The organism is Rhizobium viscosum, from assembly GCF_014873945.1.
In the GTDB taxonomy this organism is placed as follows: domain Bacteria; phylum Pseudomonadota; class Alphaproteobacteria; order Rhizobiales; family Rhizobiaceae; genus Rhizobium; species Rhizobium viscosum.
The window spans coordinates 2,282,331-2,307,853 of the sequence record NZ_JADBEC010000001.1; the positions used below are offsets into that span (position 1 = coordinate 2,282,331).

27 protein-coding genes and 1 tRNA gene are annotated in these 25,523 nt (G+C 59.0%); 9 read left to right on the forward strand and 19 right to left on the reverse strand.

The genetic code is table 11. The annotated features are described in order from the left end of the window. Positions 1 to 147: 147 nt before the first annotated feature. From H4W29_RS11310 to H4W29_RS11335, 6 genes are all read right to left on the reverse strand, one after another. Complete coding sequence (locus H4W29_RS11310) at positions 148 to 1,077, reverse strand: electron transfer flavoprotein subunit alpha/FixB family protein (RefSeq protein ID WP_192728993.1); 930 nt, start codon at positions 1,075 to 1,077, stop codon at positions 148 to 150. 24 nt (positions 1,078 to 1,101) lie between these two features. Further along, positions 1,102 to 1,851: an electron transfer flavoprotein subunit beta/FixA family protein gene (locus tag H4W29_RS11315; protein ID WP_192728994.1), complete on the reverse strand. Its 750-nt coding sequence runs from the start codon at positions 1,849 to 1,851 to the stop codon at positions 1,102 to 1,104. Between the two features lie 183 nt (positions 1,852 to 2,034). Next, complete coding sequence (locus tag H4W29_RS11320; protein WP_192728995.1) at positions 2,035 to 2,820, reverse strand: rhomboid family intramembrane serine protease; 786 nt, start codon at positions 2,818 to 2,820, stop codon at positions 2,035 to 2,037. Between the two features lie 37 nt (positions 2,821 to 2,857). Further along, complete coding sequence (locus H4W29_RS11325) at positions 2,858 to 3,436, reverse strand: cob(I)yrinic acid a,c-diamide adenosyltransferase (RefSeq protein WP_192728996.1); 579 nt, start codon at positions 3,434 to 3,436, stop codon at positions 2,858 to 2,860. A 14-nt stretch (positions 3,437 to 3,450) separates the two neighbouring features. Then, entirely contained in the window at positions 3,451 to 3,654 is a 204-nt protein-coding gene (locus H4W29_RS11330; protein ID WP_007825545.1) for a twin transmembrane helix small protein, read from the reverse strand. An 18-nt stretch (positions 3,655 to 3,672) separates the two neighbouring features. Next, the gene (locus tag H4W29_RS11335) at positions 3,673 to 4,506 is read right to left on the reverse strand and encodes an SDR family oxidoreductase (protein ID WP_192728997.1); all 834 of its coding nucleotides are present in this window, start codon (positions 4,504 to 4,506) and stop codon (positions 3,673 to 3,675) included. A 68-nt stretch (positions 4,507 to 4,574) separates the two neighbouring features. Between H4W29_RS11335 and H4W29_RS11340 the strand changes: the two genes are divergently transcribed. Then, positions 4,575 to 5,546 (forward strand): YihY/virulence factor BrkB family protein, encoded by a 972-nt coding sequence (locus H4W29_RS11340; RefSeq protein ID WP_192728998.1) that lies wholly within the window; start codon positions 4,575 to 4,577, stop codon positions 5,544 to 5,546. Here H4W29_RS11340 and gluQRS read toward each other — a convergent pair. Next, a complete protein-coding gene (gene gluQRS / locus H4W29_RS11345) occupies positions 5,511 to 6,392 on the reverse strand; it encodes a tRNA glutamyl-Q(34) synthetase GluQRS (protein ID WP_192728999.1) in 882 nt (293 codons plus the stop codon). The two genes, H4W29_RS11340 and gluQRS, sit on opposite strands and share 36 nt — an antisense overlap. Here gluQRS and H4W29_RS11350 point away from each other — a divergent pair. Together H4W29_RS11350 and H4W29_RS11355 are read left to right on the forward strand one after the other, a co-directional pair. After that, positions 6,391 to 7,077, forward strand: coding sequence for a DNA-3-methyladenine glycosylase family protein (locus tag H4W29_RS11350; protein ID WP_192729000.1), 687 nt, complete (start codon positions 6,391 to 6,393; stop codon positions 7,075 to 7,077). The genes gluQRS and H4W29_RS11350 overlap by 2 nt on opposite strands. Positions 7,078 to 7,189: 112 nt before the next feature. Then, positions 7,190 to 7,747, forward strand: coding sequence for an HNH endonuclease (locus H4W29_RS11355; RefSeq protein ID WP_007825539.1), 558 nt, complete (start codon positions 7,190 to 7,192; stop codon positions 7,745 to 7,747). A 9-nt stretch (positions 7,748 to 7,756) separates the two neighbouring features. Here H4W29_RS11355 and H4W29_RS11360 read toward each other — a convergent pair whose 3' ends face one another. Both H4W29_RS11360 and H4W29_RS11365 read right to left on the reverse strand, forming a co-directional pair. Continuing rightward, on the reverse strand, positions 7,757 to 8,272 hold the full coding sequence (locus tag H4W29_RS11360) for a disulfide bond formation protein B (protein ID WP_192729001.1): 516 nt from the start codon (positions 8,270 to 8,272) through the stop codon (positions 7,757 to 7,759). Positions 8,273 to 8,294: 22 nt separating this feature from the next. Then, on the reverse strand, positions 8,295 to 8,885 hold the full coding sequence (locus H4W29_RS11365; protein ID WP_192729002.1) for a YqaA family protein: 591 nt from the start codon (positions 8,883 to 8,885) through the stop codon (positions 8,295 to 8,297). Positions 8,886 to 9,082: 197 nt separating this feature from the next. Here H4W29_RS11365 and H4W29_RS11370 point away from each other — a divergent pair, with 197 nt between their 5' ends. Beyond that, positions 9,083 to 9,382, forward strand: a complete 300-nt coding sequence (locus H4W29_RS11370) for a hypothetical protein (protein ID WP_192729003.1) — start codon at positions 9,083 to 9,085, stop codon at positions 9,380 to 9,382. Between the two features lie 5 nt (positions 9,383 to 9,387). On the opposite strand, the gene H4W29_RS11375 is transcribed toward H4W29_RS11370, so the two are convergent. Further along, entirely contained in the window at positions 9,388 to 11,133 is a 1,746-nt protein-coding gene (locus H4W29_RS11375) for a cation:proton antiporter domain-containing protein (protein WP_192729004.1), read from the reverse strand. Positions 11,134 to 11,291: 158 nt separating this feature from the next. On the opposite strand from H4W29_RS11375, the gene H4W29_RS11380 reads away from it, so the two are divergent. After that, complete coding sequence (locus H4W29_RS11380) at positions 11,292 to 11,597, forward strand: hypothetical protein (RefSeq protein ID WP_192729005.1); 306 nt, start codon at positions 11,292 to 11,294, stop codon at positions 11,595 to 11,597. 181 nt (positions 11,598 to 11,778) lie between these two features. On the opposite strand, the gene H4W29_RS11385 is transcribed toward H4W29_RS11380, so the two are convergent. Further along, positions 11,779 to 12,066, reverse strand: a complete 288-nt coding sequence (locus H4W29_RS11385; protein WP_192729006.1) for a hypothetical protein — start codon at positions 12,064 to 12,066, stop codon at positions 11,779 to 11,781. Positions 12,067 to 12,359: 293 nt separating this feature from the next. On the opposite strand from H4W29_RS11385, the gene H4W29_RS11390 reads away from it, so the two are divergent. Continuing rightward, positions 12,360 to 13,679: a DUF6161 domain-containing protein gene (locus H4W29_RS11390; protein ID WP_192729007.1), complete on the forward strand. Its 1,320-nt coding sequence runs from the start codon at positions 12,360 to 12,362 to the stop codon at positions 13,677 to 13,679. A 13-nt stretch (positions 13,680 to 13,692) separates the two neighbouring features. On the opposite strand, the gene H4W29_RS34650 is transcribed toward H4W29_RS11390, so the two are convergent. Together H4W29_RS34650 and H4W29_RS11395 are read right to left on the reverse strand one after the other, a co-directional pair. After that, positions 13,693 to 13,815 (reverse strand): hypothetical protein, encoded by a 123-nt coding sequence (locus H4W29_RS34650; RefSeq protein ID WP_281401257.1) that lies wholly within the window; start codon positions 13,813 to 13,815, stop codon positions 13,693 to 13,695. A 12-nt stretch (positions 13,816 to 13,827) separates the two neighbouring features. Next, positions 13,828 to 13,989, reverse strand: a complete 162-nt coding sequence (locus H4W29_RS11395; RefSeq protein ID WP_192729008.1) for a hypothetical protein — start codon at positions 13,987 to 13,989, stop codon at positions 13,828 to 13,830. Between the two features lie 95 nt (positions 13,990 to 14,084). Here H4W29_RS11395 and H4W29_RS11400 point away from each other — a divergent pair, with 95 nt between their 5' ends. Continuing rightward, positions 14,085 to 14,831 carry a hypothetical protein gene (locus H4W29_RS11400; protein WP_192729009.1) on the forward strand — a complete coding sequence of 249 codons (747 nt, stop codon included), beginning with the start codon at positions 14,085 to 14,087 and terminating at the stop codon, positions 14,829 to 14,831. Between the two features lie 1,734 nt (positions 14,832 to 16,565). On the opposite strand, the gene H4W29_RS11405 is transcribed toward H4W29_RS11400, so the two are convergent. Then, positions 16,566 to 16,650 (reverse strand) — tRNA-Leu (locus H4W29_RS11405). An 85-nt stretch (positions 16,651 to 16,735) separates the two neighbouring features. Next, positions 16,736 to 18,031, reverse strand: coding sequence for an MFS transporter (locus H4W29_RS11410; protein WP_192729010.1), 1,296 nt, complete (start codon positions 18,029 to 18,031; stop codon positions 16,736 to 16,738). Between the two features lie 124 nt (positions 18,032 to 18,155). Here H4W29_RS11410 and H4W29_RS11415 point away from each other — a divergent pair, with 124 nt between their 5' ends. After that, positions 18,156 to 18,728, forward strand: coding sequence for a TetR/AcrR family transcriptional regulator (locus H4W29_RS11415; RefSeq protein ID WP_192729011.1), 573 nt, complete (start codon positions 18,156 to 18,158; stop codon positions 18,726 to 18,728). A gap of 2 nt (positions 18,729 to 18,730) precedes the next feature. Here the strand turns inward: H4W29_RS11415 and H4W29_RS11420 are convergent, their stop codons facing one another. Further along, a complete protein-coding gene (locus H4W29_RS11420; protein WP_192729012.1) occupies positions 18,731 to 19,525 on the reverse strand; it encodes a class I SAM-dependent methyltransferase in 795 nt (264 codons plus the stop codon). A 248-nt stretch (positions 19,526 to 19,773) separates the two neighbouring features. Next, a complete protein-coding gene (locus H4W29_RS11425; protein WP_192729013.1) occupies positions 19,774 to 20,754 on the reverse strand; it encodes an aldo/keto reductase in 981 nt (326 codons plus the stop codon). Between the two features lie 222 nt (positions 20,755 to 20,976). On the opposite strand from H4W29_RS11425, the gene H4W29_RS11430 reads away from it, so the two are divergent. Then, positions 20,977 to 22,614, forward strand: a complete 1,638-nt coding sequence (locus H4W29_RS11430) for an AMP-binding protein (protein ID WP_192729014.1) — start codon at positions 20,977 to 20,979, stop codon at positions 22,612 to 22,614. A 98-nt stretch (positions 22,615 to 22,712) separates the two neighbouring features. On the opposite strand, the gene H4W29_RS11435 is transcribed toward H4W29_RS11430, so the two are convergent. After that, positions 22,713 to 23,990, reverse strand: a complete 1,278-nt coding sequence (locus H4W29_RS11435) for a GNAT family N-acetyltransferase (protein ID WP_192729015.1) — start codon at positions 23,988 to 23,990, stop codon at positions 22,713 to 22,715. Then, positions 23,991 to 25,406, reverse strand: coding sequence for an oligosaccharide flippase family protein (locus tag H4W29_RS11440; RefSeq protein WP_192729016.1), 1,416 nt, complete (start codon positions 25,404 to 25,406; stop codon positions 23,991 to 23,993). Positions 25,407 to 25,523 lie beyond the last annotated feature (117 nt).

Sequence of the window (25,523 nt, forward strand, 5' to 3'; positions counted from 1 at the left end):
CTCCAACCCCCGCCCGGCATACACCTCCGCGCTGCCGGTATTCTTATATGAAATTGCCGGACGAAAGATCGCCCGGCAAAAGTAGTAGACCGATAGAAGACAATTTTCCAGTCATTCGCAAGTGCGAAAAGAAGGCAATCTGCCCGATCAGAGGGCTTTTTCGAGCTCCGGCAGGACGTCGAAGAGATCGGCGACAAGTCCATAGTCGGCAATCTGGAAGATCGGGGCTTCCTCGTCCTTGTTGATGGCGACGATGACCTTCGAGTCCTTCATGCCGGCGAGATGCTGGATTGCACCGGAGATGCCGCAGGCGATGTAAAGCTGCGGGGCGACGACCTTGCCGGTCTGGCCGACCTGCCAGTCGTTCGGGGCGTAGCCGGCGTCGACGGCGGCGCGCGATGCACCGACGGCAGCACCGAGCTTATCGGCGACCGGCAGGATGACTTCCTTGAACTTTTCGGCGGAGCCGAGAGCGCGGCCGCCGGAAATGATGATCTTGGCGGAGGTCAGTTCCGGCCGCTCGGAGGCCGACAGCGCGTCGGACACGAAATTCGAAAGACCGGGATCGGAAACGGCCGGGATCAGTTCGACGACAGCCGAGCCGCCCTCGGAAGCGGAGGCGAAGGAGGCCGTGCGTACGGTAATGACCTTCTTGGCGTCGGTCGCCTGCACCGTCTGGATCGCATTGCCGGCATAGATCGGGCGCTTGAAGGTGTCGGCGGAGACAACCTCTATGATTTCGGAGACCTGGGCGGCATCGAGCAGAGCCGCGACACGCGGCATGACGTTCTTGCCGGTGGAGGTGGCCGCAGCGACGATCGTGTCATAGCTGCCGGCCAGCGAAACGATCAGGTCGGCGAGCGGTTCAGCAAGGTTGTTGGCGAGTTCGTCGCTTTCGGCGAGCAGTACTTTGGAGACGCCGGAGAGCTTCGCAGCGGCATCGGCCGCAGCCTTGGCGCCCTTGCCGGCGACGAGTACGTGGATGTCACCACCGATCTGCGTTGCGGCCGTCAGGGCCTTGGCGGTCTGGTCGGAAAGGCTCGCATTGTCGTGGTCAGCCAGAAGAAGAATGGCCATTATCGTGTTCTCCCTTTCCAAATCTCAGAGTACGCCGGCTTCGTTCTTGAGCTTGTCGACAAGCTCAGCGACCGACTTCACCTTCACGCCTGCCTTGCGGCCCGACGGTTCTTCCGTCTTCAGCACTTTCAGGCGCGGCGCGGTGGAAACGCCGAAATCGGCCGGGCTCTTCTTGTCGAGCGGCTTCTTCTTCGCCTTCATGATGTTCGGCAGCGTTGCGTAGCGCGGCTCGTTCAAACGCAGGTCGGTCGTCACGACGGCCGGAAGTTTGACTTTGATCGTCTGCAGGCCACCGTCGATCTCACGGGTAACCGTCGCGCTGTCACCGGCGATCTCGACCTTGGATGCGAAGGTCGCCTGTGCGGAGCCGAGAAGGGCTGCAAGCATCTGGCCGGTCTGGTTGGAATCATCGTCGATCGCCTGCTTGCCGACAATGATGAGGCCGGGCTTTTCAGCGTCTGAGACACCCTTGAGGATCTTTGCGACTGCGAGCGGCTCGACGGCGTCATCGGTTTCGACGAGGATGGCGCGGTCGGCGCCCATGGCAAGCGCGGTGCGTAACGTTTCCTCTGCCTTGGCCGGGCCGATCGAAACGACGACCACTTCTTCGGCCTTGCCGGCTTCCTTCAGGCGAAGGGCCTCCTCGACCGAAATCTCGTCGAACGGGTTCATCGACATTTTGACGTTGGCAAGGTCGACGCCCGATCCATCCGGTTTGACGCGGATCTTCACGTTGTAATCGACAACGCGCTTGACTGGGACGAGAATTTTCATGGGGTCCTTCCTTCGAACAGAGATGGGCCTTCAACAGAGACTTCTGGGAAAATGCGCGCTTGGACGCCGCTCCGATTGTCGAATGGCGACATGGATACGCGTTTTTCCTCCAAATACAACGCTTCCGTGACGCAGCCGGTCGATTTGAATGGCAATATATTAACGTTTACGTTCACGTCAATATTAAAGCTTGTCCCGGCCCCAAGGCAGGCGCGGCGGCATGGGCATGCCCGAGGCGGTGACGCGAATGGGGATCGGCCGATCCTTGACGGTGCGCGGCGTGACGATCTGCCGATCGAACAACGGCACGCCTGGCCGGCGCAGGACGAGAACGAGCAGGGCGCCTGCGATGATGCCGCCGACATGGGCGCCCCAGGAGACGTTACCGTCAGGATCGACCAACAGCATGAAAAACTGCTGACCAACCCAGAGCAGCAGCGGGATGAAGGCCGGCAGCGGTAACGGCACGCGGAAAAAGACCAGCACCCAGACCCGCACGCGCGGATGCAGCATCAGATAGGCAGCCACCACGCCGGAAATTGCGCCTGATGCACCGACGAGGGGCGCTTCGGATGTCGTCGACAGCAGGCCGTGACAGAGGGCGCCGGCGGCTGCGCAGGCGAGGTAGAAGATGAGGAAGCGCAGGTGCCCCATCGCATCCTCGACATTATCGCCGAAGACCCAGAGGAAGATCATGTTGCCAGCAAGATGCCAAAAGCCCGTATGGATAAAGGAATATGTAATGTAGGTCGCTGCTTCCGGCACGATCTCCAGCCCCGGTGCCAGCTCCGCATGGCCGAAGATGATGGCGGGGATATAACCGAGGCCGACAGTCGTGGCCTGCACGAGTTGCTCGCTCTCGATCGTGGTGACGATCCAGGCGACGATATCGATTGTCATCAGGCCGAGCGTGACCCACTGAACCCTAATGTGTTTCAGCGTATTGGCATCGTGCAGCGGTATGAACATGAAGGCCTGCCCCCGGGCGATCGTGACGGCTGCGAACCTACCTGTTTTTTCCAGGAACCCAAAGCACATCTGCCTTGCCGCCATTATTTGCATGACGGGCGGCTACGAACAGGAAATCGGAGAGGCGATTGACGTATTGGAGTGCTGCGGCGCTGACGATTTCTCCGTCGCTTCGGGCAAGCGCCACCATCAGCCGTTCGGCGCGGCGCGCGATCGTACGGGCGAGGTGAAGATGGGCGGCCGCGGCGCTGCCGCCGGGCAGCACGAAGGACTTCAGCGGTTGCAGATCGGCATTCAGACTGTCGATATCCCGCTCCAGCCGTGTGACCTGGCTTTCGACGACGCGCAGCGGCTCGTAAGCCGGTGGCTCGTCAGTTCCAGGGGTAGCGAGATCGGCGCCGAGATCGAAGAGGTCATTCTGGATCAGTGCCAGCATGGCGTCGAGTTCGGCCAGGTCCGCCGCATGCAGCCTTGCGACGCCGATTGCCGAATTGGTTTCGTCGATGGTTCCGTAGGCTTCGACGCGCATGTCGTGTTTGACGCGGCGCGGGCCGGAGACCAGCGCAGTCGTGCCGTCATCGCCGGTTCTAGTGTAGATCTTGTTGAGCTTGACCATCGCCGGTTCTCGGATCAGCTCGGGCGTCCGCCGCCGGTCAGCCAGAGCGTTAGCATGATCAGGATGACGGCGATCGCCTGCAGTAGGACGCGGAGCTGCATCAGCTTGTTGGAAAGGTTCGCATCGCCACCTTTCATCATGTTGAACAGGCCGCGGATCAGCACGAGGGCGACGAGGCCCATGACGATGATCGCAATGACGTAGGTGACTGTAGACATCGCAGTCTCTTTTCTTCTTCAGTCCGTCCAGCGCATCAGGCGGTAGAAGAGGTTGGACGGAAGCAGCCTCTTCAACAATATGCCCTGTTTAGCCGGAGTCGTTACGGGATAATGTGGCTTCGGATTTTTGGAGTTCAATGCACGTGTCAATGCTGCGTAGACAGCCTCGGGGCCAAGTTTGTGGCGGTTGACCGGGCCTGAGCCTTCAAGGCGGGCAAGCTGTCTGCGGTACTCGACCGCATGGGGCGAATGTTCGAGGTCGATATGTTCCTTGATCTTCGCCAGCGCGTTGGCCGTAAAGCGGCTGGTGATTGGCCCCGGCTCAATCAGGCTCACATGAATGCCACTTCCCTGCAGCTCCATGCGCAGGGTGACGCTCAGGCCTTCGAGCGCGAATTTCGAGGCTGTGTAAGCGCCGCGGTAGCGGTAGGGTACGAGGCCGAGGATCGAGGAGCATTGCACGATACGACCCTGGCCGCGCCGGCGCATGAGGGGAATGATTAGCCTGGTCAGCTCGTGCCAGCCAAAGACATTGGTCTCGAACTGGTCGCGCAGCGCCTGCGTAGGGAGATCCTCGACCGCGCCCGGCTGCCCATAGGCGCCGTTGTTGAACAAGGCATCGATCCTGCCGCCAGTGCGCTCGGCCACTGCGCCCACCAGTGCCGAGATTGTCTCAGGCTGTGTGTAGTCCATCAGTAAAGCTTCGATGCCGTCTGCTTCGAGCGGCGACAGATCTTCCACCTTGCGTACTGTGGCGAAGACACGCCAGCCGTCCGCTTTCAGGGCGCGTGCGCAATAGGCGCCGATGCCGGAAGAGCATCCGGTCACGACGATGGTGCGCTGATCGGCCATTCAATGATTCCTGTACAAAATGGGACTCGTTTCCCATATTCGCGGGAAGGATACAATTGGGAAGCCGAATGCCGAAATTCCTGCGCACGCTCTATGATGTGGTCTACGACGCCATCTGCCACCTCATTGACGATGACGGTTTTGCCATGGCAAGCCATGTGGCACTTTCCACTCTGCTTGCAGTCTTTCCCTTCCTGATCTTCGGCACGGCGCTTGCCAATTTTCTTGGCGCCGACCAGTTTTCCACCACGGCCATCCATCTGATCTTCGATACATGGCCGGAAGCCATCGCCAAGCCCCTGGCCGACCAAGTGGTGCAGGTATTGACGATCCCTCGCGGCGGGCTGCTGACCATCTCCGTACTTGCAGCTGCCTATTTCGCCTCGAACGGTGTCGAGGCACTCAGAATCTCGCTCAATCGTGCCTATCGTGTGCAGGAAACCCGGCCCTGGTATCTCACGCGTCTTGCGAGCCTCGGCTATGTCCTCATCGCTGTAATCATCTTTGCAGCCATCAGTATTCTGCTCGTGGCAGTTCCCGTTGGTCTCGATTATGCGCGCAATTGGCTGCTGCATAACGACACGCTCGAATGGCTTCCCCTAACGATTCGTCAGTGGCTGCCTGCCATTGTTGACACGCTGGAAATTGTTTTCAGCTGGCGTATCTATGGCACGCTCTTCATGTTGACGATTGCACTGTTTGTCGTTCATCTCTGGCTGCCTGCTGGCAAGCGCCGCGTCTTCGATGTCATTCCCGGCGTTTTTCTGACCTTGCTTGCCTGGCTCGTCGGTGCGCTCATCTTTGCTTATTACCTGGTAACTTTCGCCACGTACACCGCCACTTACGCCGGCCTGGCATCGGTGGTGATCGTGCTGATCTTTCTCTATATGGTCGGTGTCATTTTCATCGTCGGCGCCGAGATCAATGCAGCGCTGATGAAGTTCCGCGTGCTGCGCAATTTCTCGAGAACCTTCTCGGTGGTCGGACGTGATCACGCCGCTGATTCAAAGTCCGACAAGACGGCGAATATCGGCAGCTGACAGTCCCTTCGCACGCAGCTCCGCAAGGCCGGTATCGCCCTCACTCTTGGAAAGCTTGCGCCCGTCTGCATCCACGACGAGGCGATGATGGTGGTAGACGGGCTGCGGCAGGTTGAGCAGGTTCTGCAGCAGCCTGTGCACCGAGGTGGCGTGGAAGAGGTCGAGGCCGCGCACGACATGGGTCACGCCCTGCAGCGCATCGTCGATGACGACTGAGAGATGGTAGCTCGAAGGGGCATCCGAGCGTGAGAGAACGACATCGCCCCAGGCGGCAGGCTCAGCCAGGATTTCGCCCTTTCGTTCGTCACCGGTCTCCGTCCAGAACAGCGGCTCGCCGATCAATTCCATCGCCCTGTTCATGTCGAGCCGCCATGCATGTTTGAGACCGGAAAGCAGCATGGTGTCACGTTCCTCCTCGCTGCGGTCCCGGTCATCGGCCGGATAATGCGGTGTGCCGTCAGGGTCACGCGGCCAGGGGCCGCTTATCCGTTCGTAAGCCGCTACGCGGGTCTTGACCTCGCCACGCGTCAGGAATGAAGGGTAGACTAGGCCGCGTTCGATCAGCGAATGAAGGGCGGCCTGATATTCAGCGAAATGTTCCGACTGGCGACGGACCAGCTGCTCCCATTCGATCTCAAGCCACGTGAGATCGGCGTAGATGCCGGCTTCGAATTCGGGTGTGCAGCGCGTCAGATCGATGTCTTCGATACGCAGCAGCAACCGGCCGTCTGCGGCCCTGGCCATGTCGTCATTCAGGAAAGCCGACAGCGCGTGACCGAGATGCAGCGGACCGTTGGGGCTCGGGGCGAAACGGAAGACGGGTTTTTGACGCGGAGTCGTGATCATGCTTTCTTCTGGCATGGATTTGAAGCGATCGCGAGGCAAGGTGCGGGTCATTAGCAATGAAAAGGATATGGAAGAGGGGCTTGCCTCTCTCTTTGTTCTCGATCCACGGCTCGTGGCGATTGCCAGAGAGGCCGGGCCTGTCCCGCTGAGGCTGCGCGAGCCGGGCTTTGCCGGCCTTGCCCATATCATCGTTTCGCAGATGGTATCGCGCGCCAGCGCCGAGGCGATCTGGCGGCGGATGCAGCCGGCGAGCGGACTGCTAAGCGCGGAATCTTATATATTGCTTCACCCCGATGCCTGGCGCGAATTCGGGCTTTCGCGCGCCAAGGCCGATACACTGACGCGGATTGCGCAGGCAGTCGCTTCCGGGCGAATCAATCTGCAGGCGCTGGTGCAAAAACCGCCTGCCGAAGCGCTCGCAGAACTGACGGCGCAGAAGGGAATCGGACCGTGGACGGCCGAGGTCTATCTGATGTTCTGCGGCGGCCATGTGGACGTGTTTCCGGCGGGTGACGTGGCGCTTCAGGCGGCGGTCGCTGCGGCATTCGGTCTCGCTGAACGCCCGCAAGCCAAGGTACTTACAGGGCTTGCGGAAATCTGGTCACCCTGGCGCTCGGTCGCAGCCCGGCTTTTCTGGGCTTATTACGCCGCAAAAACGCGTCGCGACGTGCTGCCGATCGGCTAACGGACGCCCTCCCTCAATTTGCCTTTATCCCCTGAATTTATTGGACTTCACAATCCTGTAACAACCGGCCTAATATACAAGTGCAGATGCCGAATCGATCCAGGAGGGCTCCTTGACGATTGCAGTCTCACCACAGGCCCTGCCAGCGCTCGTCCTGAACGCTGACTACCGGCCGCTGAGTTATTACCCCTTGTCGCTCTGGTCCTGGCAGGACGCGATCAAGGCGGTATTTCTCGACCGTGTGAACATTATCGCAGAATATGAGCATGAGGTTTCCTCACCGAGCTTCTCGATGCGGTTGCCGAGTGTCGTGTGCCTGAAGACTTACGTTCAGCCGTCCCGCAATCCCGCCTTCACCCGCTTCAACGTCTTCCTGCGCGACAGGTTCGAGTGCCAGTATTGCGGCGCGCATGACGATCTGACTTTCGACCACGTCATCCCGCGCGCTCATGGCGGCGAGACGACCTGGGAGAATGTCGTGGCGGCCTGTTCGCCCTGCAATCTGCGCAAGGGCAGCAAGCTTCCGAAGCAGGCAAGCATGTTCCCGGCGCAGAAGCCGTACCAGCCGACCGTGCAGGATCTGCACAACAACGGCCGGCTCTTCCCGCCGAACTATCTGCATGACAGCTGGCTCGACTACCTCTACTGGGATACCGAACTGCAGCCGTGATCGAATTGATTACGCAGTCTTCTTCACGCTCCAGAAGGCGAAGGCTGCGAGGATCAGGCTTGCGATCACATTCCAGCCCGCAAATGACAGGCCGAGAACGCGCAGTGCTGCATCCGTGCAGGACGGGCCCTTGATCGTGTTCAATTCGCCCAGCAGATCGCCGGCATTGGTGGTCATGCTGCTTGCGGTGGTCGAGCAGGTGGCAGGGCCTGGCCAGAAGTGCCATTCCACACCTGCGTGATAGACGCCCATACCGGCGCCGACGAGCATGAGAATGCCGACGGCGAGAATGATGGCCCGCGTCATCCAGTTCGGCAGGCCAATGAGGGCTGCGAGAGCGCCGACGATCGCGATCGGAATGCCATAATAATAGGGCTGGCGCTGCAGCAGGCAGAGCGCACAGGGAATATAGCCGCCGATATACTGGAAGCCGAGTGCCGTTCCGACGACCACCGCCATGGCAACGGCAAGAAGCAGCGAGAGGGTGAAGCCCGGGCGGGCAAGCGGCGAGGTGGTGGCATTCATGGCGGAACTCCGCGAAGTTGGCTCAGTGGGCAAAGTATCGGTAGGCGATATATAGCACGATCACGATCGCCGCGCCGATGCCGACGATCTGCCCGAGGCGCTTCTCGATGAAGTAGCGGATCGGTTCGCCGTAACGGCGCAGCAGCCAGGCAAGGAACAGGAAGCGGGCGCCGCGGGCGATGATCGCCGAAACGATGAAGAGCGGCAGGCTGACGTGGATGACGCCTGATAGAATCGTAACGATCTTGATCGGTGGCAGATGCGCGAGACCCGAGGTGACGAGCAGCAGCAGGATCGTCTCGTAAGTGACGTAGGATTTCATCTGCTCGAATTGATCGAGCTTTCCATAGAATTCCAGAACCGGGCGTGCGACGGTTTCGTAGGCAAAATAGCCGAGCGCCCAGCCGGCGATACCGCCCAGCACCGATGCGACGGTGGCGACGATCGCGTAGCGATAGGAGCGTTCGGGCTTGGCAAGCGCCATCGGCAGGAAGAGCACGTCAGCGGGAACTAGAAAGACGGAGCTTTCGACGAAGGCGATGACGGCGAGCCAGACTTCGGCTGATTTCTTCGAGGCCAGAGACATGGTCCAGTCGTAAAGTCTGCGGAGCATCCGTTTCCTTTCTCTGTTGCGACGCACAAAGCATTAGGGGGCGATCATGACGCTGTAAATGCTCGGGTTGCGGCTTCCCGGCGTTCCCGCTGAAAATTTTCGTGATCTGATGCAGGCATTCCCTCCCAAGATCTTGCGGGATGGCAAAAGCGTGAAATTGCGTCAGGCTGGAAACCTTCGACGAATCCGGGCATGTCATGAAATTCAGGGTCATAGAGGGCGGGTTGAATTCTACCGCGGCGAGGGACAGGCAGGCGAACGATCGCGGGCCTGAGCACGAGGATATCAGGCACGAGGCGGCTCGTCGTCTCAGCGCCAGCGGCTATCACCGTTTCCGCATTATGGAAGCAGCCGGCGTGCCGATGCCGCCGGCACTGCAATATTTCGCCATGCAGATCGACTTCGCTGCCGATGCTATCTGCCAGCTCGATCCCATCCCGGCCGATTTTCGTTCTGATCTTTACTGGCCGAAGCTGGATGAAACTGCGACGGCGTGATCCGCCTACGACAGATCCATGGATTTTTCCCACTGCTGGCGCATGACGTTCATTTCGGTGCGCTTCTGCGCCATTTCGCTGACGATGGCGCGAAGGTTGGGGTGGCGAGACATGAACATATTGAAGTCGCGCCGTTCCAGTACTTCGAACTGGCAGAAATCGACGGCGGTGACATCAGCCGTGCGGCGTCCGCCGCTGAGCAGCGCCATTTCGCCGAAGAAGGCGCCGGGTTCGAGTCGCACGGCACCACTTGCCAGCCGCACCTCGACCGCGCCGGAGGAGATGAAATACATGCTGTCGCCACGGTCGCCCCGGCGGATGACGCGTTCGCCCGGCGAGGCGAGTTTGGGGTTGAACAGCAAAAGCAATTCCTCAAGCGCATCTTCGCCTACTTCGGAGAAAAGCGGGAAGGTCTCGACCAACTGCTGGATCCGCAGATGATGCTGGCGCGCGCGCTCCTCGCCGAGCGCCCTGATCTTTTCCAGTTCCCGTGCCAGGGCGTCCTGGTTTTTCCGGCCGTAGCTTTCATGTAGGCGCGGCCATTTCACCCTGATCTTGCGGTTCAGCTTCTCGGCCACAAAGATGACGAGTGGGTTCAGCGTGATTGAAAGGATTGCGGCGGCAAGGATCAGATCCTGTCCTTCATGCGGCAGGAGCCCGAGCGAAACGCCGAGGCCGGCAAGGATGAAGGAGAACTCGCCGATCTGGGCAAGGCCGCCGGCGGCGGTCAGGCCCATGCCGATCGGATAGCGCAACAGGGCGACAATACCGAAAGAGATGATTGCCTTGCCGACGATGATCAGTGCCAAAGCACTGATCACGGCCAGAGGATGCTGCACAATGATCGACGGATCGAAGAGCATGCCGACAGAAACGAAAAACAGCACCGAGAAGGCATTCTGCAACGGCAGGGAGTCGGCGGCGGCGCGATGGCTGAGATGGGATTCGCTCATGACCACGCCGGCGAAGAAGGCGCCGAGCGCAAAGGAAACGCCAAAGATTGCCGCTGAGCCGAACGCAATGCCGAGTGCGATGGCGAGCACGGTAAGCGTGAAGAGTTCACGCGAGCCGGTGCGGGCAATCAGCGTCAAAAGCCAGGGCACGATGCGCGGCCCAAGGAAGATCGCCATGGCGGCAAAAGCTGCGACCTTCAGCAAGGTAAGCGCGATCGTGATCCAAAGCGGCAGATCGAGGCCATGCGAGGCGGTGTCGCTCGCATGTCCACCCAGAAGTTCGGCGAGGGCCGGCAGCAGCACGAGCGCCAGTACCATGGCGAGATCCTCGACGATCAACCAGCCGACGGCTACGCGCCCGCCGGCGGTATTAACGAGGTTGCGGTCTTCCAGCGCTTTCAGGAGCACGACCGTGCTGGCAACCGAAAGGCTGAGGCCGAAGACGATGCCGGCGCCGAGGCTCCACCCCCAGAGTTCGCCGAGGCCGACGCCGAGCAGGGTGGCAAGCAGGATCTGGCCGACCGCGCCCGGCACGGCGATGCCGCGCACGGCCAAAAGATCGGATGCGGAGAAATGCAGGCCGACGCCGAACATCAGCAGGATCACGCCCATTTCGGCGAGCTGGCTCGCAAGCTCCGTGTCGGCCACAAAGCCCGGTGTGAACGGTCCCATGAGAATGCCGGCGAAGAGATAGCCGACCAGTGGCGGCAGCCGCAGCCTGTCGGCGCAATAGCCAAGAACCGCCGCAAAGACGAAGCTTATGGCTACCGTCGCAATCAATCCCGCTTCCTGATGCATCAGCCCTCTCAAAATGCCCCGCGGCCGGCACTTTAGGATGAAGCGCCGGCAAAGTTAAAGAGTTGATTTGGATGGATTAGGCTTAAATGGCCGGCTTTTTGAGCGGAACCACTAAGCTCCCGTGTCGTTGCCTATACATGACGACAAGGAGAAGAGAGATGCGAAAGATCATCATCAACTGTGCCATCGCTGCCCTTGCCCTTGGTTCGGCTGCAGCGCCTGCAATGGCAGACAGCGTGACGGTCACACGCGAGCGTGCCTATGACGGTTATGACCGTTATGATCGATATGACCGTGACCGGGTCCGTCCCGGCGTTACCATTAGTGATCGCGGCATTACGTTCGGCGCGGTGCGCGAACGGGATCGCTGGCGCGATCGGGACCGTGACCGTTGCTACACGCGTAGCGTGACCCGTGAGACCGATGAAGGCACTGTGACCAAGACGGTTCGCCGTTGTGATTAATAGCACCTGCCAGGGATCATGCCCTCGCCCTTCGGGGCGTGGGCGAGGTATAAAAGTCGTTCGTCTTCGACATGGAAACGTGCGCTCCGGTCGGAACTTTCGTGGTTTCTCTTCCTGAGGTTGGCGGCCACGCCTAGCCGTCGCCAGCGCTCGCTGTTCCTCAACATTGCTAAGTATGATTTTACGCTGCCGTCATGTGTGGTATTCCCTCGTTTCTGATAATCGCTGTAGCCGCATCTAATTCGTCCAAAGCAGCCCGCACCGCTGCCGCATCGTCTCCACCCGACACGATGGCCGGGAAGTAGCTCCATTCTGGCGGATTGAAGAACGGCCATCCGCGCCGCTCATGTTCTGCGGCCCATGCCTGCATCAGCTCAGAATCCCGGTGAACCGCGACGAAGCTTGATGCGATGCCCTCAAGCGCGAGCGGGCAGCTAATGCCCTGCCGGTCTCTTGCCCGTTCGTGCATGGTATTTCCGGCTGATTTGCCGCCTCTACAACCTTTTCGAGGCTGCATAGGAATCCCATCCTATGCGTGTAATCGCATGATGCTGAAGTCGCGGCGGGGTGGAGTGCCGAGCCCTCAGCCTGCTATTCAATCACACAGTCTGACCGTTTTTGTGACAGTGCCTTCATCGGTCTGAAAGGCGCTCATGCGGCTGCCCCATTCAAGCTGGCAAAAGTCGCATCGACAGCTTTTAGTACGCGAAATACTTTGCGACTTAAAGATGCAGTGCTATTTGGAAGTACTCTGGAGGAAATATGAACCGAGAAGTCTTTCAACTGGCGCACAGTCCGTATCTGCGCAACAATGAATTTGAGGGCGCTACCGAACCGCGTGAAAAGACGCGCGGGATCTCCCGCAATGTTGAGGTCGCCGACCTTTATTCGCAGATCATTGGCGAGATAATCTCTGTGATCCTTCCGACTCTCGGTGTGTTGGTGCCACCCCTTAAGTCGCTCATGACGCAGGTGCAGTCTGCTCTCAAATCTACAACATCACCGCCGCCGCGAATTTATCCGGATAGGGTGATAACTTTCCAAATGAAGCTGCAGGAACAGTTTCAAACGCGGGGAGGAAACCGCAAAGATGTTGGCCTTGCTATCATCGCCGCCCTTCTCGTCCAGCTTCGGAATATCGTTAACTTGGATGACGAACAGATAAGCGACGAAGTACGATTCGAAATGTGGAGCTACACATCGTGGCTCAATATTGTCGAGAATGACAATCTGACCAAAAACAACATAACGGCACTTGAAGAGCTTGGAACTCGCTACACGGATACACTTGCCGCCCTCGAAGAGTGTCACAAAAACGCGGTTGCTGAGCTTGATGCCCGATTGGCAGAATTCAACACGCGAGGACTCGATCTTCAAAGCCGCGATGTGCGCATCCGAGAATCGCTCGACAAGGCGACCACACAGGTTGAGGAGCTTTTCGCCGCGACCGCCAAGCGCACAGAAGCGGAATCCACTGAGCTTCGAAAATTGGATGAAGAAATCAGCAAGCTTGACGCCAAAGTCGTTACGAACGCAACCAATATTTCGGCTTTCAAGACGGCCGTGCAGGAAGAAGTGCGTGGCGCTGAAACACGAAAGCTTTGGCAAAATCGAGATGAAGAAGCATGGAACGCTTTCGCAATTTCCACCGGTATACTGGCAATCCTCCTGGTGATAGTTCCGGTTATTGGCCTCTGGCAACTGGACTGGGTAATCGGCGTATTGAGGCATATCGGTGAGGCGACGACCGTAGGCATTCCGGCTACGGAAAGCGGGACGTTGCTGACTGTCGCAACCATCAGCAGGTTGGTTGTCGTAACGTTCCCCTTGGTACTGTATCTCTGGGTTATCAGGCTCATCGTCCGCTTCAATACGCGCTCGCTCACACTTCACGACGATGCCCGGCAGCGACAGACAATGATGGACACCTACTTCATTCTGCTCGAACGAAATGCCGCGACGACTGAGGAGAGGGGGCTCATTTTGAATGCGCTTTTCCGTCCAGCGCCCGGGCAAGGGCCAGAAAATCTCGACCCTCCGTCGTTCACCGACTTTTTGGGGAAGGCAAATCCAATCAAATAAAGGGGGCAGTATATCACGACAAGCTCCTGCCGGTGCGCGCTTCAATCGCCATGTCGATCTTCGCCATGTTGCTGGTGATAATGCGCGTCTGCGGCAGAGAGCCGTCCTCAAGCCGCACCGAACGGCTGGCGTTCAATTCCGCATCGAGTTAGGCGACTCCCGACCGAAAGCCGGCCTTGCGCAGAATGGCGCGAATTGCGAATTCGGCGCGGAGAAGCACCGATGGCGGGACCATGAGCAGCCACGCGCGGCGCTGCTCATGCGTAGTGCAGTTTTCCAGCTCTTCGACAATAGGGAGAAGCTCGCTCACCGGCCTGTCTCCCGCTCACCTTCCAGCATAACCCGCGTCTGTTGCCGAATAACCGAAGGCTCGCCTATAGTAGGGTCCGAGCCGGGGAAACTACGATGGGGATGGGTAAACTTGCTCTGTTTGCAGCATTGACCGCACTTGCGGTCATCGCTCTTTCTACGAATGACTGGCTGCCGGTAATCCCCTCCGGCCAACTTTGCAAAATCGGTGATCCGTGCCTGCAACAATGGATTGCAGCGATGAGCGGCTGGGTTGGTGCGCTGGCAACGATCGTGACGCTTATGTTGTTGCGTCAACAACTTCGTGATGCCAGGTTGCATCACCAGCAGGCTCTGACGCTTGAAAACCGCGAACACGTTGAACTGGCAAAAAGGATTGTTGCCCAAGCAAGAAGATGTGATTTCGAGCTTACCGCTTGCATCGTATCGATCTCGGACCAACGATCGAGCATTAGCGCCGCTGCGAAATTTGAGCATCTGGGTTTCAGAGTTGAAAAACTCAACGGCGCACTCGATGAAGCCGAATTCGATACTTACAACGACTTGATTTATAAGAATAAAAATATGGAGCCGGTTTTTGTCAAAACGCTCGCGAGCCACCTCAGAGAAGAGCTTAAGAAGCTGAATGTGCTTAGTGTCACCGAAGAATGGTTTGATGGCCCGATTACAGACGCACGATCGCAGCGATTGGTTTTTGTTGGAGCCTGCTTGCAGATTGGCCAATACATCATTGACCTTGAAGCACACGCGCAACGCTATCTCACTCCTTTCGGCGCTCAGATCCCGGGCGTCGATTTGAGTGACAAATGGAAGCGATCTCTTAAGCAGTATGTTTGGGCATAATTGAACTCTTTGAAAATCCATCATGCCGCCTCCCGCTCTTCTGAAGCGGCGTCTGCCGGCATATGGTCCTTCCAGTCGACGCGCCGGATGATGGTCGACGTGCGATAGGTGGCTGAACTGCACCCCATTTCGACCGGACAGTCGGCATAAGCAGAGAGGCTCAAGCAAAGGCTTGAGTATAGGCTTATGTCCAACGACTTCAGACGCATTGAGTTGCTGACGGGTGATGTCCGCCGCCGGCGGCGGACAGAGGCGATCTCGATCCAAACGACTAAAACGTGATTTCCGGGCAGAACCTTATTTTGTTAATTTTTCACTCGCAGTTGATTGAAGCTGAGACTCGAATGGTTTGACTGGAGGCCGACGAAAAATTTCACAGAAGGTTGCAGCCGTTTAATGATAATCGATGTCGATACGAGGGCGTGGCACGCAACTTAGACCGACAGCAAGAGGTGAACGGGTCCATACCGGGGAGGGGCCGACCCTATTTCCTGGACTTGCAGACGTTTGCAAATCTCCGCATGTTGAAGAAGACGAATATTCGACACTAGGTTCGGGTGAGAAAGAGGGGATACGTCATAAAAGCGTCGCGTGCTTCATGAGTTTTGCCTCGTTAATCAGTTGCACGCATTGGTTTTTGGAGGGCTTTGGCTCATATTAGTTTCGTAGGTTGGTCGTGTTTTGCATCCACTCAGCGGATTTCAGTTTTGTCAGAAGAGCATGAGAGTGTAGCTTACTGCGCAGTTTACGAGATTGAGTTTTAACCACCCGTTCTCCATGTTGTCCTTGGAAGTTAAGCCTTCCACAGCGTGATGCACAAACAGGCTCTTGCCTGAAAGCATTAAGGAGGAAACAATAAGTGGAGTTAACGAAAAGTGAGAATTAGAGTGCTATATCTAGTAACTGGAACCTCGTACCCAAAGTGCCCCCGGGTAGCCAATCCCGGGTACTAGTAGTAGAATTCAAGAATAGCGATTTACAGGCAAAATCGCTCAAGTGCTTCGTGTAGCTCTGTGGTGGAGACTGCACGGGGAAACAGCAACCGGCCGATGGCCACAAATATGAGGACCCTTTAGAAAATGACCGCTGAGACATTAACGCTGGTACTCACGGTACCGGTAGCGGCTATTGCTATCATTGAAATCGTAGATCGCATCCGACGTAGGAAATGATGAACAAAATCATTGATCTAGAAACGGAAAGCTCGGTAGGGTGGTGGCCTACCGAGCTTCTTTGAAGGGCCAATTAGAAAATTGACCGCTGAGACACAATCAATATCAGTGAAAATGACGAAAGCGTCAAATCAAAAGTTGGCGAACACTCAGCCGTATATGTGGGATAAAGTGTTTGTGTTCGCTAGAGCAGCTTATTGCACACGCATTTACGCGCAATGAAATCATTTAGAAACGCGTGAAACGTCTTCAAGTGATTTAATTCGTATATGGCGGATTAAGGTATTGCAGCCCCGCATCTGAACACGCTTTTGGAGCCAGCTCGTGACGTTGCCGATCGATGAGGATCGGTCGCGTTTCATGGATCACATCCCTCGCACTGTTTGAACGCGCGTTTGCGCCCAGTGAAGATTTTCGCTTGAGGGTGGCGAATCGACGGATGATCGCGAAGACATCACTGGAACAAAAGTGACTCAGATTTGTCCCACTCGTTCTAGGGTTGGAAAATGTGGGGCAAATCGGCCCGCTTTTATCAACAGAATCAATGTCGCTTAGAAGTTTCTGGTGCCCCATGCCGGGGTCGAACCAGCACTTCTTTCGAAACTCGATTTTGAGTCGAGCGCGTCTACCAATTCCGCCAATGGGGCAGCGAAATACGAGGCGGCTGTCTAACATGCGTTCGCCCGCGCGTGCAAGACGGCGGGCGAAGTTTTGGCGTCTGGAAATCCGGGTTTAGTGGGCGACTGCCCCACTCTGGGCAGTGAGGCCGGATTTCTTCAGCGTGATCGCCAGAACCGAGGCCAGGAGGCAGAAGGCGCCGGCGATGAAGAAGGCCGGCAGGTAGCTTTCCAGCGCCGTGCGCGACAGGCCTGCGCCGTAAGCCGCGGTGGCGGCACCAAGCTGATGACCGGCGAAGACCCAGCCGAAAACGAGGCCGGCTTTCTCACGGCCAAAGCGGTCGGCGGCGATCTTGACGGTCGGCGGGACGGTGGCGATCCAGTCCAGGCCATAGAAGACGGCGAAGATCGACAGGCCGTAGAAGCTGAAATCGCTGAAAGGCAGGAAAAGCAGCGAGAGGCCGCGCAGGCCGTAATACCAGAAGAGCAGCCAGCGATTGTCGAAGCGGTCGGAGAGCCAGCCGGAGCCGATCGTGCCGAAGAAATCGAAGATGCCCATGACGGCGAGAACGCTGGCGGCTGCGACCGGCATGATGCCGAAATCGCCGCAGAGTGTGACGAAATGCGTCTGGATAAGGCCGTTCGTGCTGAGCCCGCAGATGAAAAAGGTGGCAAACAGGATCCAGAAGGTCGAGGTCGTCGAAATGTCCCTGAGAACCGTGATCGGCATTGCAAGTGCTGCGCCGAGCGTGCCGCGGGCCGGGGCCGGCGCAACCTGGGTCTCGCCGACCGAGGGCAGGTTTACGTCCGAGGGGCGGTCACGCATGAAGAGCAGCACGAGAAGAGCGGCGACCATGATCATGGCGCAGACGAAGAAGACGGTGGCGCGCCAGCCGTAGCGTTCGGTCAATTCCGCCATCAGCGGCAGGAAAACGAGCTGGCCGGTTGCCGAGCTTGCCGAGAGCATGCCGACGACAAGGCCGCGATGCTTGACGAACCAGCGCGTTGAAACGGTGGCTGCCAACACCATGGCCGTGAGCCCGGTGCCGAAACCTACGACGATGCCCCAGAGCGCGAGCAAGTGCCAAAGCTTGGTCATGAACAGCGATCCGACGAAGCCGGCACCGATCAGGGCAAGGGCGAAGACGATGACCTTGCGGACGCCGAAATAGTTCATGAAGGCTGCCGCAAACGGACCCATGAGGCCAAAGAGGATCAGGCGGATGGCGAGTGCGGAGGAAATCTGCGAGGTCTCCCAGCCGAATTCATCCTGCAGCGGCTTGATGAGCACGCCCGGCGCGCCCATTGCGCCGGCAGTTACCAGCATGGTCAGGAAGGTGGCGGCGACGACGACCCACCCATAGTGAATGTTTCGCCGGGCAAGGGATGATGCAAGGACTGCAGAGACCATGGGCAAATTCCGGTTATGACGTGAGGACCATATACAAGGCCGCTTTACATGACGGCCATCATATTTGTTGCGTATTGATGATGGACATCATATAAATTGTCAAGCGACCATTCCGGAGACGAAAATGCGGGTCAGCCGCGAGAAATTTGCAGAAAACCGCGAGAAGATCCTGACGGCAGCCAGCATGCTCTTCCGCGAGAATGGGTTCGACGGCGTCGGCGTCGCCGACATCATGAAGGCTGCTGGTCTTACGCATGGCGGGTTCTACGGCCATTTCGAATCGAAGGATGACCTTGCGCTGGAGGTCAGCCGCAAGCTGATCGAGCGGGTGGAAGAACGCTGGCGTGAGCTGATCGCCGCTGAACCAGACAAGCCGCTTCAGGCGCTGCTCGATCACTATATCCATTGGCGCACGGTCGACGATCCCGGAAGAAGCTGCGTGTTCGCCTCACTGATCCAGGAAGTCAGCCGCAGCGAAGGTGCGGTTCGTGCGACCTTCAGCGAGGGGCTGGCCGCGCTGGTTGATGTGCTGAAGGAGGTAGTGCCGGGTGCGACGGAGGAAGAGCGCCGCGCCAATGCGACGTCGACGCTTTCATCGATGATGGGGGCCGTCATCCTTGCCCGCGCGGTCGAGGATCGGGCGCTCGCAGAGCAGTTTCTGGTCACGATGCGCCGCAAGCTCGACCCGGCGCAATAATCCTAATCCCGCGAAGCGATCATCGCATGGCCTTCGACGATTTCGGTGAAGGTGCCGTCCGGCGACAGAGCGGCGAGCTCGCTGCGGAAGGCTGCTTCGAATTCCTCTGTCTTGTCGCCGAGCGCCTGTGGAGAGGTAGCGGACATGGAGAAGGCGCGGCCGACGATATCCTCCGTTCCGATTACCCGTTCGTTGACGATGCCGATGCGTTCGAGGTTGCGGAAGGGGGAGCGCAGCAAGACCGCCTCATGGGCTCCGAATTCCTGCGCGCGGCGTCGTTTACGCTCGGCGCTTTTTTCCGGCGAATAGGTCTCCGACAGCTGATGCAGCACATCACGCCAATCCGGTGTCGCTGCGATATGCCTGTCGGAGAAGAGAACGACGGCCCCGTCCGGATCGATGAGCTTGTCGAGTGCCGCAAGCGTCGCCGGGCGGTCCATCCAATGGAAAGATCGGCCCAGGACAGCAAGTTTCAGCGGCGCCAGATCCGGGTCGAGATCGTAAGAGGAGCCCTGGATGAGCCTTATGTTCACGGCGGCTTCGGCCGCATTTTCGCGCGCGGCATCCAGCATTTCCGGCTCGGGATCGACCCCGATCACATCAGCGCCGGCGAGGCGTGCGAAGGCGACGCCGAGCGGTCCTGGTCCGCAGCCGAGATCGAGCACGCGATCGCCGGGTTTCAGGCCGGTTCTTTCGGCGACGCGTTCGATCAGTCTGTCCGGATAGGGGACACGGAAGCGGCTGTAGTAGACGGCAGTGGTGCGAAAGCGGCGAGCTTCGTAGGGAACGATGGTCATGAGGACGGTCCTCCGTTTGCCGCAAACCGCTAAGGCTCAACTGTGACCGGCTCGTGATGGTCTCCTGGATTGCGTACGCGCGGCCTCGAAAGAGACCGCGTTTTCCGCCACCCAGCGCCGGAGCGGCATGATCTGCTTCAATAGGTCGCGGCCGAGCTCACACAGAAGGCACCCACCTGAAAGTCCTGATATCGGGAAAGGAATGAGCCTCCCGCCGCATCGGCGGAGGGAGGCAGTCACGTGGCGGCTCATTTGAAGCCGGCGACGTTGTGCGGGATGTAGGGTGTTTCGAGTGCGGCGATATCATCGGCGCTGAGTTTTACCGTCAGTGCGCCGACGGCGTCCGTCAGGTGTTGTGCCTTGGATGCGCCGATAATCGGGGCGGTAACGGCGCTCTTCTGCAGGATCCAGGCGGTGGCGACCTGCGCGCGGGAAATGCCATGGGCCCTGGCGATTTCGGCAACCTTCTCGACGATCTTGCGATCGGCATCTTCGGCCTGCTTATAGAGCGTCTTGCCGAATTCATCGGTCTCACTGCGGTTGGTCTTCTCATTCCAGTCGCGGGTCAGGCGGCCGCGGGCAAGCGGGCTCCAGGGAATGACGGCAATCTTCTGGTCCTCGCAGAAGGGCAGCATTTCCCGCTCTTCCTCGCGGTAGAGCAGGTTCACGTGGTCCTGCATGCTGACGAATTCCGTCCAGCCATTCAGACGTGAGGTGTAGTGCGCCTTGGCGAACTGCCAGGAATACATGGAGGAGGCGCCGATATAACGTGCCTTGCCTGATTTCACGACGTCATGAAGGGCTTCCAGCGTTTCCTCGATCGGTGTCGTATAGTCCCAGCGGTGGATCTGGTAGAGGTCGACGTAATCAGTGCCGAGGCGGCGCAGGCTGTTGTCTATTTCGTCGAAGATCGCCTTGCGCGACAGGCCGGCGCCATTCGGCCCGGGCCGCATGCGGTTGAAGACCTTGGTGGCGAGTACGATATCCTCGCGCTTGGCGAAATCCTTGATGGCGCGTCCGACGATCTCCTCGGAGGAACCATTGGAGTAGGTGTTGGCCGTGTCGAGGAAATTGATGCCGAGATCGATCGCCTGTTTGAGGAGCGCGCGGCTTTCCTCTTCCGGCAGGCTCCAGGCGTGATTTCCGCGGTTGGGATCGCCATAGGTCATGCAGCCGAGGCAGATCTTCGAGACTTCGAGACCGGTTTTCCCGAGTTTTACATATTCCATGAAAGTGCTCCGCGATGAATTTCAGCGACTCCCCAGGCGCATGCACATGATGTAGCGCAGAAATCGCCGAAGTCTCAGCGAGCACGCGGAGAATGTGTTCTGCAGCTAGCGCAATAATACGTGATGAGCGGGCGGGATGTCGTTTTATCCATGCGGATTACAATGCTTGCGCATTCGGTCGGTGAGGTGTTAGCTGGTGCAGCATTTTACCGGATCATGCCCATGAAACTGCCGCCCGGCGATCGATATGACACGCTCTACCGCAATTTCTCCTGGCAGATATCAGAGGATTTCAATATCGGCCGGGCCGTCTGCGATGATTGGGCTGCGCGTGATCCCGGTCGTGTCTGCCTCGAACATTTCAGTCCCGACAGCCACCATCTGTCATTGACCTATGGCGAGCTTGCCGCCCGCTCCTCATCCTTCGCCAATGCGCTTTCAGCGCTTGGCGTTGGCAGGGGGGACCGTGTGGCGCTGCTCCTGCCGCAATCCTTCGAGACAGTCATTTCGCATGTGGCGATCTACAAGATGGGCGCGATCGCGCTGCCGCTCGCGTTGCTTTTTGGTGTCGAGGCGCTGGAGTACCGGCTGAAGGCTGCGGGTGCGGCGGTTATCGTCACTAATGGTTTCGGGCTCGGGCGCATCAACCAGATCCGCGACCGACTGCCCGACGTCAAACATGTCATCAGCGTCGAGGGAGCCTCCGCAGGCACACTCGGCTTTGCCGATCTGGTTTCCGCCCATTCTTCCACTTTCGAAATTGCGCAGTCAGGCCCGGACGAGCCAGCGCTGATGATCTTCACGTCGGGCACGACGGGGCCGCCGAAGGGCGCGCTGCACGGGCACCGGGTTCTCGCCGGCCATATTCCCGGCATGCAGTTTGCCCATGAGGGTTTCCCGCAGGCGGGAGACAAGGTCTGGACGCCGTCAGACTGGGCCTGGGCGGGCGGGCTGCTCAATGCGCTGCTGCCGAGCCTGCTGCTCGGCGTACCTGTTGCTTCATCGCCGGCACAGAAATTCGATGCGGACACGGCCTATCGCATCATGGCCGAGATGAAGGTGCGCAATGCTTTCATTCCGCCGACGGCACTCCGGCTCCTGAAATCCGTCGAGGAGCCGCGCTCGAAATACGATCTCGTGCTGCGCACCATCGGTTCGGCAGGTGAATCCCTGGGGCGCGAAACCTACGAGTGGGTGCGCCGTACGCTCGGCGTTACAGTCAATGAATTTTACGGGCAGACGGAGTGCAATTTCGTGCTGTCTTCCAGCGCTGCTTTCGGGGTGACGAAGGCCGGTGCGATCGGTCGTGCCTCACCCGGCCACAGGGTGGCGATCGTCAGCAACGAGGGCGACGAGCTGCCGGTCGGCGAGCAGGGGCAGATCGCGATCGCCAGCCCTGATCCGGTAATGTTTCTCGGTTACTGGAACGATCCCGACGCGACGGAGAGGAAATATGCCAAGGGTTGGCTGCTGACTGGCGATATCGGTCGGCAGGACGCTGAGGGCTATGTCACCTTTGCAGGTCGCGACGACGACGTCATCACCTCATCTGGCTACCGTATCGGGCCTGCAGAGATCGAGGATTGTCTCATAGGCCATCCGGCCGTGCAGCTTGCCGCCGCTGTCGGCAAGCCCGATGCTCTGCGTACGGAGATCGTCAAGGCCTATATCGTGCTTTCGCCGGGCTACAGCTCCAGCATGGAGCTGGCAGCCGAAATCCGAGACTGGGTGAAAACCCGGCTTTCGATGCACGAATATCCGCGCGAGGTCGAATTTGTTGATGCCCTGCCGCTGACGACCACGGGCAAGGTCATTCGCCGGCTGCTGCGGGAAAAGGCTGCGGCGGAAGCTAAAAACTAGAGCATCTCCGTCTCTCTCCAAGTCACGGAAATGCTCTATATCTTTGTTTTTACACAATTCCGGACACAAAACCGCTGCGCAGTTTTGCTGGAATTGCTCTAGCCGCGGCCGGCAAGCGACATGATCTTCTCGCGGAGCATCTTCGCCATGTTGCGGGTACTGCGGTACATGTGAAGCTGGGCTGCGACCTGGCGCATGTCGCGGTCGCCGTTCTGGGTGAGGCCGATCACCAGCGTGCCCATCTCCTCGCGTTCCTGCCAGAAGCGGCTCATGATCGGATGATCGGAGACTGCGCAGGAATCCGAACGCACGACATTGGCGTCGTCGAGATGCCATTCCGTCAGTTCGCTCATCAAGAGCTTGCCCGGCGAGTAGCGGGAGTAGCTTTCGTCATAGGCGGTCTTCCAGGTATAGGCCTCGCCGCCCATCATCAGCACGACTACGGCGGCAATCGCCTTGCCATTGATGTCGATCGTGTGGATGCGCACGGCATCCACTTCCGCCAGATTGGAGACGGCCTCGCGAGCGAAGGCGGTGTGATAGCGGTCGGTTACCAGCGCGCTGCGGCGCTTGCCTTTCCAGCCTCCAGCCTCCAGCGCCAGGAATTCCTCGAAGCGCAAGTGAATCTCCCGCGGCTGTCGGGCAACGGTGTGGACGGCATTGCCGAGTTCTTCGAGCAGCCGCCACTGGCGGCGCATCTCGCGCAGGTGGGAGGAGGACACGGTACGGCCGAGATAGACCATGGCCTCGTCATCGCTCTGCAGCATCGGCCGCTCATAGGGATTGGCGATGGTCAGCGGCAGGTTGCGACTAAGCGCCACCGCCTTTGCCATGCGTACGAAGATGCCGTTCAGCCGGACGTCCGGCAGCACCAGCGTGCCCGGCAAGCCGAGATCTGGTGTGACAAGGCCTTCGAAGAGATTGTCCAGCGTCTCGGCCGCGTCCTCGGCATCAACCAAGGGGGTGCCGAGCGGACCGAAACTGTTTGCCCAGCCGCGTATGATCGATGGACCGACGGCGAAACCGGGTTTGTCGACCGAGAAGGGCATGAGCAGACGCATGCGGCTGCGATGTTCGTTCTCGTCGCGGATGATCGCGAAATTGATCTGCCGGTCTTCCAGCCGCGGCATGGCAGGCGCCAGAAAACGACCACTGAAGAAGACATTCGGCTCCATCGCGCGGTTGGAAAGGAAGTCCAATTCTTCCTGCAGATCGTAACCCAGCTTACCAGGGTAAAGGCAAAGCTCGCGCCCCAGCCGGCCGATTTCGATCCGTGCTTCAGCCTGCGGGGCTTCGAACCTGAGTGCGGCAAGATCGTGAACCATGCGGTTCGCGTTGCTGTCGGTGCTCTCGGTGATGGGTGGTACACGCACCATCTATCGGGCTCTCATTTCTGGCGTTGAGGCGGAAGGGGTTACGAAGGCGAAAAGCGTAAAGCCGAGTGCGCGACGCACGAAGACATGCAGCAGGATCGCTTCCACGGCCATGGCGGAGGCCGTGGCGATCGCCGTGCCGACGATGCCGTAGTGTGGGATCAGCAGGAGATTGAGGCCGACATTGGCGGCGAGCGCTCCAGCATAAAGGGCGACGCAGAGGTTCTGTTTGCCTGCCATCATCAGCAGCGTCTCGGCGGGGCCGACCAGCGCCTTGGCAAGGATACCGGCCAGCAGGATCGCCATCAGCATATAACCGGCCGTAAAGGCGCCGCCGAAAAGCGACAGCAGCAAATGGCCGGCAGCCAGCACCGCGAGACCGGCTCCAAGCGCAGGCCAGAAAGTCCAGCGGGCGGCATCGGCAGCCGCAACCGCGAGATCGGCCCGGTTGCCCTCGGCGATGATCGAGGAGAAGCGCGGGCCGGCGGCGGCCTTCACCGAGAAATTGATGAAATGCACGAGCGCCATCGTCTTGGCCGCTGCGAAATAAATTGCGACATCATGCGGCTCCAGGAAGATGCCGACGACGACGACATCGGAGTTGGTCAGCAGGAAGCTCACGCCCTCGATCAGGAAGATCGGGAAGGCAACGCCCAGCCATTCCAGGAAGTCCACCTTGCGTGGGCCGGCATCGTAATGCCTACGCATCCGATAGAGCGTGGCGGCATATTGGCCGAGCGCGGTGACGAAGGTTGCCGCGAGTGCTGCCTGCATGGCGGTGACTGCCGTGTGCGGCGCGCCGAAGAAGATCGCAGTCAGCATGAAGAGGATGATGAGGATCGGCCTGACAATATAGACCGGGCTGAGCGCCATGACGGGCCAATGATTGGCCCGCGACGTGCCCTCGAGAATATCGCCGAGCGCGATCATCGGCATGGCCATGAGGCCGAGGAAGATCGGCACCAGATAATAGCTCTCGATCCTGTCGCCGAAGAAATGGAGGCCAAGCATGCCGGCGATGAGAACGGTCGTACCCGAGAGCAGCGCGAAAACGCGCGCGGAGCCCGTCAGACCGCGGATTTCGGCGAAGGCACCGGCGGCGCGATATTGCGGCAGGAATCGGACGATCGCTGTGTGGAAACCGAGGCAGGAAAGATCGCCGCAGAGGACGACCAGCACCCAGACGAAAACGAAGATGCCGTATTCATATTCGCCCATCAGCCGGGCGAGCACGATCTGCGACAGGAAGGCGAGAGCGGCGCTCAGAATACGGATTGAAAAGGCGATTAGTGCCATGCGCTGTGCGGTGGCCTTGTCGCCTCGTTCGGTCAGAACCGCGGCAAGCATGCGCCGCGCCCGGCCGGCGATCGGCCGCAGCCCCGCGGGCAGCATCTTTTCCGCTGTTTCTATGACCGCCATTCTGAACACGCAAAACTCTAAGGGCAGGGCATTCGCACGGCCAAGTCTTGCCAGATCAGAGTTAAGAAACGGTATGCCGAACGAGGCAGCATTACCCGCCGCGATGATCCATAATTG